Raw genomic sequence first — 11,731 nt, forward strand, 5'->3', positions numbered from 1 at the left:
AAATGAAAAATATAACTAAAAAAATGTTGTTTGGTTTTTTAATCACCGTATCACTTCAGTCTTGTGATGATTTTCTTGATGTAAATGATGACCCAAATAACCCATTAGCTGAAGTTGTTAATCCGGAAATCGTTTTAGCAGCTACACAAGTGTATACCTATAATGTTTTAGCAGGAAGTTCTGTACCGGATAATCCAGCTATTACTCAGGATAACATGAATCAATTAGGTAATTTAATGATGAATAACTGGACTAGAGACGTTGGCGCATCTAATTCAAGTTATTACTTCAATGAACACACGTATAATGTAACTTCAGATTTTTATTCCGGAATTTGGGAGATTTTGTTTTTGAGAACTTCCAACTACACTTTCATCCAAAACACTACAAAACCTGGATACGATAATTATATAGCTATAGCTAAAATTATGAAATCATTCTATTTCCAGTATTTAGTTGATTTGTATGGTGATATTCCTTATTCTGAAGCGCACAAACGTGGCGGAAATTTAACTCCAACTTACGATGATGCTCAGACTATTTACAGAGATTTGATTGTACAATTAGACCAAGCTATTGCTTTAATTGACAACGCCCCAAGCGGAACTCTAAATCCTGGCGCCAATGATGTTATGCTTAATGGTAACATGGATACGTGGAAAAAGTTTGCTAATACTCTGAAATTAAGAATTCTTTTAAGAGAATCAGGATTGACAACTTCTTCATCTTATATTTCAGCTCAAATGACGGCATTGCAAAACAGTGGTGCAGAATTTTTAGGTCCAAACGACAATGTGACTATTAATCCTGGCTACAATGCTACAGTAAATCAACAAAATGGATTTGCTTCTTTGTTTTTGAATACTAACGATGCAGTTAAAAACAACTATTCATCAACTGGTGCAACTAAGTACACAATTAATTATTTGTCCGCTACTAATGATCTAAGAATAGGTAGAATTTATTCTCAAACACCAAGCGGAACAATACTATACAACGGTCACCAGCAAGGAGATGTACTAAATACTTCTACCAATTATCCTGTATCGCATGTTGGTCCTGGATTACTTCAGAATTCTTCTCAGGATGGAATTGTTTTTACTGCAGCTGAAAGTTTATTGCTTCAGGCTGAAGCCGTTCAAAGAGGTTATTTAACCGGATCAGCTCAGGCTTTATACGAAAGTGCTATAACAGAATCTTTCAAATTATTAGGTTTGACAGCTGCTGAAGCGACTACTTACTACAGCCAGGCGACTAACTTAGTTGGATGGAATGGAAGTACTAACAAAATAGAAGCAATCATTAACCAAAAATGGATTGCCTTAAACGGAATCAACGGTGGAGAAACATGGATTGAAAGAACAAGAACTGGATTCCCTGCTCACGTGCCCCTTTCAACAGTAGCGCCTGGTACTTCAAGACCAATCCGCTTATTGTATCCAAGTTCTGAAATTGCTGGAAATACTGCAAATGTCCCACAACAAACAGAAGCTCAAGCTTTCACTAGTAAAATATTTTGGAATCAATAACAATAAGAATTATGAAAAATTTTAAAATAATAGCATTCGCAATAGTTGCCTGTGTAATCGCAGTATCCTGTGTTAAGGATGATGCTGAAAACAACAGTACAGGTGCCTACATTGTTGGATTTAAAAATTCACAATCATCCTACATCTATACCGATGAAGATACAGACCCAGTTCAAGTTACTGAACCGATCGATTTAGTTGGTGGCAGCAACGGAACAACTTCTAATCGGGATATAACCATCCCTTTTTCTGTTGATCCTTCAAGCACAGCAACGGCGGGAACAGATTATACAATTAATGCATCGGGTTCTTTAACGTTAGAAGCCGGAGCAGACTTTGTACTACTTCCTATCACAATTAATCCGACCGCTTTACCTGGAAATGATCCTAAAACCATCGTTATCCATTTAGGGCAAGCAAGTTCCGGAGCAACTGTAGCTGATGATAAAAAGACAATTACAATTACCATTGCAAAATGCGCTTCTGACCTTGCTGGAACGTACTCTTTAGTTGTTACAAGAGTTGATGATGGTGTAGTTTCTACTTTTCCTAGCGAAGTACTTACAGAATTGTCATTAGGGGTTTATGAAACTTCTACCACAGGTCCATATAATGATTTAGTAGATGATGGAGCTCCAAGAAATGGTTTCATTTTTAAAGATGTTTGCCAATCTATTCAGGTTGACGAACAAAACTTGGGTGATTATTACTCCAATTTGGTTGAAGGCGATGAAAATGCCGGTTCGGTAAATCTTGATGTTAATGGCGAAGTAGCTTCGATTACTATCAATTATTCTATCAGAGGATTTTCTTCAGGTGTAGCCCGAAGATATTTTACAGCTGTTTATACAAAACTTTAAAAAATTAGTGATGAAAAAAATATCAATTTATAAATATCTTATTCTGGCAGCAGTAGCATTTGGTGGCGTTTTTATTGCCTGCGATGATGATGTAGAAGATTTAGGCAAAAAAGAAAAACCTGAATTAACGGCTGATGGACCAACGTCAATAACTGTAACAGAAGGAAACGACGCCGTACTTAATTTCAAATTGAGTAAAGCAATTAATGAACCTATTCAATACCGATTGGTTTTGTTAGTTGAAAGCTCAGCAACAGATCAGGATGATTACGTTATTCCTGGCTGCAGAAGTAACGACCCTGATTGTGTAGCTATTGAAGAAAATGGTGGACCTGTTGGTTACATCTTTGAAATTCCAGCTTACACAACAGAATATAGTGTAAACATCGCAACAATTTTTGATGATTTAGGCGAAGGTGACGAAAATCTAAAACTAAAAGTTATCTCAAACAGAACGTTGCTTGGTACTGTTGGTGAATTAACGTATGACATTACTATTAAAAATGCGGTCTCTGATGATTTAAATATTCGCTTCGACTGGAGTGGTACATTTACTTCAGGAACTGAAACCGTTGAAAACTGTACACTTGATTTGGATTTGGAATTATATGATGCTGATTTTAATTTAATAGATTTCAGTTATTCTAATTGCCCTGAATCTTTAGTTCTTTCAACAGCGGATTTACCTGATGGAACTTACTATCTTGACGCAAGTTTATGGTCAACTGCCGGATATTTTGAAAATGTAAATGTTCCAGCTAATCTAACATTCATCAAACCTGGTTCAGCATTCAATGAAACATACGATCTTTCGAGCTTGTTTCCAATGCAGGATGGTGGTCTGGATGATGGAAATGGAAATGCTATTATCGAGTACACTATTGTGAAAGCCGGAACTATTTATACGATAACCAATCCGGATGGCGATACTGTTTTCCAAGGAAGACATGCAAAAAAACCAATACACAGCGCCAGATTGAAAAAGAAAAACAATCATAAATAAGACTTCTAAAACCACCAGTTTTCACTGGTGGTTTTTTTATATCTTTGCGCCATGGAAAAAGAACATCAAATCTTCGGGATCAGAGCAATTATAGAAGGAATTCAATCAGGCGCAGCAATTGACAAAGTATTCATTCAATCCGACACTCAAGGCGAATTAATGAAAGAACTTATGAAAGTGATGAAACAAAAAAGCATCAACTTCTCCTATGTTCCCGTTGAAAAATTAAACCGTTTAACTTCTAATAATCATCAAGGAGCGGTAGCAACCATCTCGCCTATCGCCTTTCACGATTTAGAAACACTAATTGAAAAAGTTTTAGAAAGCGGAAAAATACCCTTATTCTTAATCCTAGATCAAATCAGCGATGCAAGAAATTTTGGCGCCATAATCAGAACTGCCGAATGTACAGGCGTTGATGGAATCATTGTTCAAAAAGCCGGTTCTGCGCCGGTAAATGGCGATACGGTAAAAACTTCAGCTGGTGCCGTGTTTAATGTGCCAATCTGCAAAGTTGAACATATTAAAGATGCCATCTTTCATCTTCAAGGAAGCGGAATAAAAACCGTAGCCGCAACCGAAAAAACAGACCAAAATATTTATGATATTTCGCTAAACGAACCTGTAGCCATCATCATGGGAAGTGAAGACCGTGGCATCAATCCATCAGTGTTAAAAATTGTAGATGAGAAAGCAAAGTTACCTATGTTTGGAACAATCGGTTCGTTGAATGTTTCTGTTGCATGTGGTGCTTTTCTATATGAAACGGTACGTCAGAGACAATAAACTGTAAATTTTAAAAGGCAGGAGCGAAAGGTTTGGGATTTATCAGCATTCGCAATTCCCGCTTTTTGCGCTACAAGGTAGCGCTGTCAATCGGGGCTAAAGCTTAAGCTATTCGATTTTTTTGGCGTCGTTCGTGGGCTTGTATTCATAAACGTAATTCAGAATCGGGCTTGGAACAATATCCTCCATTTCTTCCTCAGGTTCTGGCGTGTTGACAAAATTTCCATTTTCGTCAAAGTGCTTCATAAATGGGTCTTCTTCTGGTTTGAAATCGGATTTTTCCCAATGGTATTGAATGTCTTGCCTGTAATCTGGCGTTTTAAATCGGACTGCAAAAAAGAATCCTGAGAGTAAACCCGCCAAATGACCTTCCCAAGAAATGGTTTTATCTACATCTGGAAAAACATACCAAATCATTCCACCATAAAACATAACAACAGCCATTGACAAAGCCATTAATCTGTAGTATTTGGTCATCATTCCTTTAAAAAAGATAAAGGAAACCAAAACGTAAATTAAACTACTCGCACCAACGTGATAGGATTCTCTTCCAATTACCCAAGTGATCAATCCCGAAAGTAAAATGCCATAAAACAAAACTTTTAGTGAAACATTGCGGTAAAAATAAATTAATGCTGTGGTCAGCACAAATAACGGAATCGAATTATTGACAATGTGATTCAAATTCCCGTGAAGAAACGGACTGAAAATGATTCCTTGCAATCCCGAAACGGTTCGCGGTAAAATTCCATGTGGAGTCAAACTAATATGGAAACTGTTTTCTGCAAAAAAAATGAACCACATCAAAATCAGCATCAAGGTTGGCACTAACCAAACCGAAGGTGTAAACTTAAAATGCTGGTACTCGTTATTCATTGCGAAAATTAAAATTTTTATTCCTACAGTCAAAAACGTAGCCAAATTAAAAGTAGTGCTAATTTGTCAGTTTTGAAAATTTAAAAGAAGCCAACAGCTTGTAACTAGCCCCGATGGTAGTGGCACCTTGTAAAACGGACAGCGGGAAAATGGTTTAAAAAAAGCCCAAACGATTGGCTTCAAAAAAAAATAGCTGTATTTTTACCGCATGGAAGCACCACTTGCAGAACGCATCAGACCGCAACAGTTATCGGACTATATTAGCCAACTTCACCTTGTAGGCGAAAATGGTTCGTTGACCCAACAAATAGCTCGCGGCGTGATTCCATCCATGATTTTTTGGGGTTCACCCGGAACGGGAAAAACTACTTTAGCACAGATTATTGCCAAGCAAAGTAACCGACCGTTTTACGAGTTGAGTGCAATTAATAGCGGTGTAAAAGACATTCGTGATGTCATTGAAAAAGCCAAACAAAGCGGCGGACTATTCACAGCAAAAAATCCGATTCTGTTTATTGATGAGATTCATAGGTTTAGCAAATCACAACAAGATTCACTTTTAGCTGCTGTAGAAAAAGGTTGGATCACTTTAATTGGAGCCACGACGGAAAACCCGAGTTTTGAAGTAATTCCAGCGCTTTTGTCACGTTGTCAGGTGTACGTTTTAAATCCGTTTTCGAAGGAAGATTTGTTAGCGCTTTTAGAACGAGCGATGAAGCAAGACAGCGTTTTATCCACTAAAAAAATAAAATTAAAAGAAACAGAAGCGCTACTTAGACTTTCTGGTGGCGACGGACGCAAACTGTTAAATATTTTTGAACTCGTCGTAAACGCAAGCTCTGAAGGTCAAATTACAATCACCAACGACAAAGTTTTTCAACTGGTTCAGCAAAATACAGTGCTGTATGATAAAACGGGTGAACAGCATTATGATATTGTTTCGGCCTTTATAAAATCCATCCGCGGAAGCGATCCAAATGGTGCTGTTTATTGGTTGGCGCGAATGATAGAAGGCGGGGAAGATGTAAAATTCATTGCAAGAAGAATGCTCATTTTATCCAGTGAAGATATTGGAAATGCTAATCCAACCGCTTTTATTATGGCTAATAGTACTTTTCAGGCGGTCTCTATTATTGGCAATCCAGAAAGCAGAATTATTCTGAGTCAGTGTGCAGTTTATTTGGCGACCTCAGCCAAAAGCAATGCGAGTTATTTGGCGATAGGCGAAGCGCAACAATTGGTAAAGCAAACCGGCGATTTATCGGTGCCGATTCATTTGCGAAATGCTCCAACAAAATTAATGAAGGAATTGGGCTATGGCGATGAATATTTGTACTCACATAATTACCCAAACAACTTTGCAGAACAAGAATATTTGCCCGATGAAATCAAAAATACAGCATTCTACAAACCCGGAAACAATGCCCGCGAAAATGAATTACGCACATTCTTAAAAAACCGTTGGAACGAAAAATACGATTATTAAAACTTAAGATTCAAAGGTTCTGAAACTAATTTTGAGTTTTCATAATATTCGAAGAACCATTGATTATTCTTAGAAAGTACTACGCCGCTTTTCGCTTCTTTTGTTGCAATAAAAATATTTTTTACAGATGTATTGAACATCTTCAAGATTACTTTTGGTTCGCTATTTACGATTTGAAAACCATTCGGAATGGGCTGTGCAAAAAAGAAATTTTCCGAGTTATTCTTTGATTCCGAATCTACTTTAACCACTTCAATTTGAGATACATTTTCCCCTAATTGCTGTGGAATAGCTTTAGTTTTTTGTTGTCCTTGGTCAATCGCAATTTCATTTTTCCCATTGTATTTGTAATTGAGTTTGTCAAATGATTTTCCAGCTTCGCGCAAAGCTTCGTTATAAGATCTGCTGCGTTCTTTTTCATTGCTTTCACCTAGGGCTGTTTCATAAACAACCTTATCCTTACAATCTTTAAGAACAACTTTAATCTTAGTGTTTAATAGTGTATTTTCTTTGACAATATCAGCATATAATTTTCTACAACTTGCGTTGCTAATTTCATTCGGAATAGAATCGGAAGCCATATAGGCTTTAAAGCCATATTTCTGTAATAAAAGCTTAGTATTCGTATTCAAATTATATTTATTTGGCTCTTTAAAATCGGCAAATTTTAAGGGTACAATTACATATTCGTAATTATTTATGCTTTGCGAAAAAGCAACACTTGACACTAACACAAACAACAATAGAATCTTTTTCATTTTATAATATTTTTTTTAGTTCTAATAAACGACTTATCTTTTGTATTCCTTCAACTGCATGGATTCCTTTTTCGTCAAACAATATGGCTTCCATCCCAAAATCAATAGCACCACGAACATCAGCATCAATGCAATCTCCAATCATAATTGCATTTTCCTTATTGGTTTTAGCCAAAGATACTGCAAATTCAAATATAGTTGGGTGCGGTTTTTTTACGCCAGCCATTTCTGAATTGGTTATTGTTTTGAAATAATTTTCCAAACCTGAATTGCCTATTTTCTTTTTCTGCACTTCAGCAAAACCATTGGTAATAATGTGCAGATTATATTTTGGAGACAAATAGTCCAAAACTTCAATTGCGCCTTCAAACAACTGATTGTTATCTGGCAGAAACGCAATATAATCGTGTGAAATTCTGTCAATTTCACTATCTGAAACGGTATAATTCATAGCATCGAATGAGTGTTTCAAACGATTGTATCGCAATTCTTCGTGGGTGATTTTGTCTACCTGATACAGTTTCCAGCACGCCTGGTTAATTGGCGCATAGATTTCGATGAACTTTTCAATATCAATTGATGGATGGTGTTTTTTGAAAATTTTATCGAATGCTTGAATAGAATTTTTATCAAAATCCCAAAGTGTATGGTCTAAATCGAAGAAAATGTCTGTAATATGTTGCACTTTATTTTATTTAAATATTCTTTTATCAAATGGAAAATCCTCTTGCGAAGCTATAATTATTTTATTGAAATCGGCATGAAAAGGATTTAATAAATAGTTGAAATCTCCTTTTACAACTGCAGAGGGCACTTTCATAACGACGTGTTTCATTTGCTGGATGAAAAAATCTCCAATAAGTTGCGTCTCGTTTAATTCTGGAAACACATTCCATCCCAAGGGAAGCTTTTTAACTTCAAAAGTGTAAATTTCAACATCATCTGGAATCAGAATGGTAGTCATCTTAAAACCTTTGGGCAGCATGGCTAATGACAAATGAACCACTACTTCAGCCATAGCAAGACATCTTCCATGAGCAGTATAAATAATTTCGGTTCCTTTGGAATTCCATCGCGCACCAAATGTCGCTGCTCCTTTACCAGACAATTCGAGTGGATATTTACTATTTTGCAAACGAAAAACTTCCATTACAAGAAAATTCCTAAATCGATTTTGTTCAATTCATTCATAACCATTTCTTTGCCAAAGGAATCCTTGAGCAACTGAATTGGCTTTAGCATTCCCAGCGCAAACGAAGGCGTGTTCAACCATTGGTAGAAGTGCTCTTCTGTGTCAAAAACTTCTTTACCAAGCACCGTAACTTCGGCTAATTCTATTATTTTTTCTGTTGGAATGGAATCGAAATAAAAATCTTTAGTTATTTTATTCCGGTGTAATGTTCTGGTGGAAACTCCTAAAAAATCAGCCCATTCATCCTCTTTGAAAGGTGTTCTTTGTTTAATTAAATCATACAATTCGTAAGGCAATCCTCTTCTTATAGAATGTACAATGAGCATTCTATTAGACAAAAACTTTTTGTAAGTAACGTTCTTATCCACCAAATTGTAGTCGCTATCTTTTTCGACCTTTAGCGCGTAAAGTTTGACTACTTTATCAATTTGAACATCGGAATTGGCTACTAACTTTGACATAATTATGACATTTGTCCGTAAATTTATGACATTTGTCACTACAAACCAAACGTTTTAAAAAATTCCTTCATCTTGAAAACTCAAATAACCCAGTTCAGTGATAATGATGTGATCGAGTACTTTGACATCGAGTTGTTCTCCCGCAATTTTTAATTTCTTTGTAATGTCTTTATCGGCATCGCTCGCTTGTAATTTTCCTGACGGATGATTATGAGTTAAAATAATAGAAACTGCGTTATGTTCTAAAGCCGTTTTGAAGATAAGCCGAACATCAACCACAGTTCCAGTGATTCCGCCTTTAGACAACTGGGATTTGTAGATTACTTTGTTGGAATTATTGAGGTACAAAACCCAGAATTCCTCGTGAGGCAATTCGCCAATAATAGGTTGCATGATTTCGAATACCGCTTTGCTTGAAGTGATTTTGTAGAGTTCTACTGTTTCTTCTGCTCTGCGTCTTCTTCCTAATTCTAATGCGGCGACAATAGTAATGGCCTTCGCCTCGCCTATTCCTTTGAATTCCATTAGCTGTGTTAAGGATAATTTTCCCAGAGCATTTAGGTTATTATCGACACTTGCCAAAATTCGTTTACTTAAACCAACCGCACTTTCATTCCGACTGCCCGAGCCAATAAGTATGGCAACGAGTTCGGCATCACTCAATGCTGATTTGCCTTTTAACATTAGCTTTTCGCGAGGCTTATCGTCTTCCGCCCAATTCTTTATGGAGAAATTGTGTTCCAAAATCAATACTTTTAATGAATTTTCTACGTTATAAAACTAAACCTTATATTTATGAAAATGGTATACTTTTTCTTCACTTTTTTTACATTTTTTTCTTGTAGTCAAAAAGAAACTGAAGCTACAATTCAGGCAATCCCAAATTCTTTTGAAGAGAAACTATCTTATGCGGCAATTTCTATCATTGATTCCACTATTGATTATGATCCGACTTACTTTTCAGTAAAATACCCAAATGGCGATGTGCCAAAAGGGAAAGGCGTATGTACCGATGTTGTCATTCGGGCCTACCGAAAACTCAACATTGATTTGCAAAAGGAAGTCCATGAAGATATGATTACGAATTTTGCTTTGTATCCAAACATCAAAAAATGGGGATTACACAAAACCGATCCGAATATTGATCACAGACGCGTTCCGAATTTGGAAGTTTTCTTTGGAAGAAAAGGTGAAAAATTAACTATTACAGAAAATCCAAACGACTACAAAACTGGTGAGTTGGTCACTTGGATGATAAACGGTAAATATCCGCATATTGGAATCATCACAAATAAAAAATCACCAGACGGAAAGCGACTGATGATTGTTCATAATGTGGGACGCGGTCAGGTTTTAGAAGACTGCTTATTTGATTGGAAGATTGTTGGACATTTTAAATATGCGGAATAATTTCCAAATTACTCAATTAATCCTTTCACCTCATCAAAATTCAATCCGCCATAATTTCCGGAACTCATTAAAAGCAAGGCCGAATTATCAAAATCATAATTAAAAATAAAATCCTTAAACTCTACTGGATTTGTATAAATGATCAAATCCTCACGTTTAAAAGCGGTAGCTATTTGCTCGTAACTCACTACTTCTAATTGTTTAATCTTAACGGCATCAGGCGAATAAAAAACAACTGCAACATCAGCGGCATCCAGCGCCCCTTCATATTCTTTTAAGAATTCGGCATTCAAACTACTGTATGTGTGTAATTCGAGACAAGCAACTAATTTTCGATTTGGATATTGTGCTTTTACGGCTTTAGTAGTGGCTGAAACTTTACTTGGCGAATGGGCAAAATCTTTGTAAGCCACTTTTCCTGTTCCTTCGGCGATTTTTTCCAGACGTTTGCTGGCGCCTTTAAAACTCGCAATCGCTTCGTAGAAATCGGCTTCATCTACTCCCATGTTTTGGCAAATCCATTTCGCTCCAGCCAGATTATTTAAGTTGTGTGCACCAAAAACTTCAATTGGCATTGGACCTTCGGGCGTGTCTAATAGCGTTGTGCCGTCTTCAACACTGTAACTTGGCGTATGATAAGGCATTCTTCGGATTGTATTTGTTGATTCTTCGGCAACTTTCTTTACCACTTCGTCCTCTTCATTATAGACCAAAATTCCACCTTTAGTGATTTGGTTTACAAAGATTTCAAACTGCTCGACATAATTTTCGAACGTTGGAAACACATTAATATGATCCCAAGCAATTCCGGAAAGAAGCGCAATATTGGGCTGGTACAAATGAAATTTTGGTCTTCTGTCAATGGGTGATGACAAATATTCGTCGCCTTCCAAAACAATAAAATCATTATCATGCGTGAGATGAACCATCGTATCAAAGCCTTCGAGTTGGGCTCCAACCATATAATCCACTTCTATATTATGATAATGCATTACATGTAAAATCATAGACGTTATGGTAGTTTTTCCGTGAGAACCTCCAATAACAACGCGGGTTTTGTTTTTAGATTGTTCGTATAAAAACTCAGGATATGAATAAATCTTCAACCCTAATTCTTGTGCTTTTAGCAATTCGGGATTATCTGCTTTAGCATGCATTCCGAGAATGATGGCTTCAATATCAGCGGTAATTTTCTCGGGAAACCAACCAAATTCCATTGGTAGTAATCCTTTCTTTTCCAGTCTTGATTTCGACGGTTCGAATATAGCATCGTCGCTTCCTGTAACTTGATAACCTTTATTGTGTAATGCTAATGCAAGATTGTGCATAGCAGCGCCTCCAATGGCAATGAAATGTGTTCTCATTTTTAA

General features: G+C 36.6%; 13 protein-coding genes. 6 read left to right on the top strand and 7 right to left on the bottom strand.

Annotated features, from left to right (window positions below; genetic code table 11):
* Positions 1-2 precede the first annotated feature (2 nt).
* From PSU83_RS13275 to rlmB, 4 genes are read left to right on the top strand one after another with little or no spacing between them, the layout of a single operon-like run.
* Entirely contained in the window at positions 3-1,529 is a 1,527-nt protein-coding gene (locus PSU83_RS13275) for a SusD/RagB family nutrient-binding outer membrane lipoprotein (RefSeq protein WP_300590030.1), read from the top strand.
* 11 nt (positions 1,530-1,540) lie between these two features.
* Positions 1,541-2,389, top strand: a complete 849-nt coding sequence (locus PSU83_RS13280; protein WP_300590031.1) for a hypothetical protein — start codon at positions 1,541-1,543, stop codon at positions 2,387-2,389.
* A 10-nt stretch (positions 2,390-2,399) separates the two neighbouring features.
* Positions 2,400-3,392, top strand: coding sequence for a hypothetical protein (locus tag PSU83_RS13285; protein ID WP_300590032.1), 993 nt, complete (start codon positions 2,400-2,402; stop codon positions 3,390-3,392).
* A 51-nt stretch (positions 3,393-3,443) separates the two neighbouring features.
* Positions 3,444-4,178: a 23S rRNA (guanosine(2251)-2'-O)-methyltransferase RlmB gene (gene rlmB / locus PSU83_RS13290; protein WP_300590033.1), complete on the top strand. Its 735-nt coding sequence runs from the start codon at positions 3,444-3,446 to the stop codon at positions 4,176-4,178.
* A gap of 108 nt (positions 4,179-4,286) precedes the next feature.
* Here rlmB and PSU83_RS13295 read toward each other — a convergent pair whose 3' ends face one another.
* Positions 4,287-5,054 carry a rhomboid family intramembrane serine protease gene (locus PSU83_RS13295; protein WP_300590034.1) on the bottom strand — a complete coding sequence of 256 codons (768 nt, stop codon included), beginning with the start codon at positions 5,052-5,054 and terminating at the stop codon, positions 4,287-4,289.
* 208 nt (positions 5,055-5,262) lie between these two features.
* On the opposite strand from PSU83_RS13295, the gene PSU83_RS13300 reads away from it, so the two are divergent.
* A complete protein-coding gene (locus PSU83_RS13300; protein WP_300590035.1) occupies positions 5,263-6,540 on the top strand; it encodes a replication-associated recombination protein A in 1,278 nt (425 codons plus the stop codon).
* Here PSU83_RS13300 and PSU83_RS13305 read toward each other — a convergent pair.
* Genes PSU83_RS13305 through radC form a run of 5 tightly spaced genes read right to left on the bottom strand, consistent with a single transcriptional unit; the run spans position 6,537 to position 9,698 of the window.
* Positions 6,537-7,298 (bottom strand): hypothetical protein, encoded by a 762-nt coding sequence (locus PSU83_RS13305; RefSeq protein WP_300590036.1) that lies wholly within the window; start codon positions 7,296-7,298, stop codon positions 6,537-6,539. The genes PSU83_RS13300 and PSU83_RS13305 overlap by 4 nt on opposite strands.
* A 1-nt stretch (position 7,299) precedes the next feature.
* Positions 7,300-7,983: a YjjG family noncanonical pyrimidine nucleotidase gene (locus tag PSU83_RS13310; RefSeq protein WP_300590037.1), complete on the bottom strand. Its 684-nt coding sequence runs from the start codon at positions 7,981-7,983 to the stop codon at positions 7,300-7,302.
* 6 nt (positions 7,984-7,989) lie between these two features.
* Positions 7,990-8,448 (bottom strand): RES family NAD+ phosphorylase, encoded by a 459-nt coding sequence (locus PSU83_RS13315; protein WP_300590038.1) that lies wholly within the window; start codon positions 8,446-8,448, stop codon positions 7,990-7,992.
* Positions 8,448-8,951 carry an antitoxin Xre/MbcA/ParS toxin-binding domain-containing protein gene (locus PSU83_RS13320; protein ID WP_300590039.1) on the bottom strand — a complete coding sequence of 168 codons (504 nt, stop codon included), beginning with the start codon at positions 8,949-8,951 and terminating at the stop codon, positions 8,448-8,450. The genes PSU83_RS13315 and PSU83_RS13320 overlap by 1 nt, the downstream gene beginning before the upstream one ends.
* Positions 8,952-9,005: 54 nt before the next feature.
* Complete coding sequence (radC, locus tag PSU83_RS13325; RefSeq protein WP_300590104.1) at positions 9,006-9,698, bottom strand: DNA repair protein RadC; 693 nt, start codon at positions 9,696-9,698, stop codon at positions 9,006-9,008.
* A gap of 48 nt (positions 9,699-9,746) precedes the next feature.
* On the opposite strand from radC, the gene PSU83_RS13330 reads away from it, so the two are divergent.
* Positions 9,747-10,361 (top strand): DUF1287 domain-containing protein, encoded by a 615-nt coding sequence (locus PSU83_RS13330; protein ID WP_300590040.1) that lies wholly within the window; start codon positions 9,747-9,749, stop codon positions 10,359-10,361.
* A gap of 8 nt (positions 10,362-10,369) precedes the next feature.
* On the opposite strand, the gene PSU83_RS13335 is transcribed toward PSU83_RS13330, so the two are convergent.
* On the bottom strand, positions 10,370-11,725 hold the full coding sequence (locus PSU83_RS13335) for a Mur ligase family protein (RefSeq protein WP_300590041.1): 1,356 nt from the start codon (positions 11,723-11,725) through the stop codon (positions 10,370-10,372).
* Positions 11,726-11,731: the final 6 nt, after the last annotated feature.

Source organism: Flavobacterium sp. (genome assembly GCF_029945805.1).
GTDB lineage: Bacteria > Bacteroidota > Bacteroidia > Flavobacteriales > Flavobacteriaceae > Flavobacterium.

Coding starts and splice junctions, on each gene's coding strand:
- PSU83_RS13330 (WP_300590040.1), top strand. CDS start 9,747: ATGAAAATGGTATACTTTTTCTTCACTTTTTTTACATTTTTTTCTTGT.
- rlmB (WP_300590033.1), top strand. CDS start 3,444: ATGGAAAAAGAACATCAAATCTTCGGGATCAGAGCAATTATAGAAGGA.
- PSU83_RS13275 (WP_300590030.1), top strand. CDS start 3: ATGAAAAATATAACTAAAAAAATGTTGTTTGGTTTTTTAATCACCGTA.
- PSU83_RS13280 (WP_300590031.1), top strand. CDS start 1,541: ATGAAAAATTTTAAAATAATAGCATTCGCAATAGTTGCCTGTGTAATC.
- PSU83_RS13300 (WP_300590035.1), top strand. CDS start 5,263: ATGGAAGCACCACTTGCAGAACGCATCAGACCGCAACAGTTATCGGAC.
- PSU83_RS13295 (WP_300590034.1), bottom strand. CDS start 5,054: ATGAATAACGAGTACCAGCATTTTAAGTTTACACCTTCGGTTTGGTTA.
- PSU83_RS13315 (WP_300590038.1), bottom strand. CDS start 8,448: ATGGAAGTTTTTCGTTTGCAAAATAGTAAATATCCACTCGAATTGTCT.
- PSU83_RS13285 (WP_300590032.1), top strand. CDS start 2,400: ATGAAAAAAATATCAATTTATAAATATCTTATTCTGGCAGCAGTAGCA.
- PSU83_RS13335 (WP_300590041.1), bottom strand. CDS start 11,725: ATGAGAACACATTTCATTGCCATTGGAGGCGCTGCTATGCACAATCTT.
- PSU83_RS13305 (WP_300590036.1), bottom strand. CDS start 7,298: ATGAAAAAGATTCTATTGTTGTTTGTGTTAGTGTCAAGTGTTGCTTTT.
- PSU83_RS13320 (WP_300590039.1), bottom strand. CDS start 8,951: ATGTCAAAGTTAGTAGCCAATTCCGATGTTCAAATTGATAAAGTAGTC.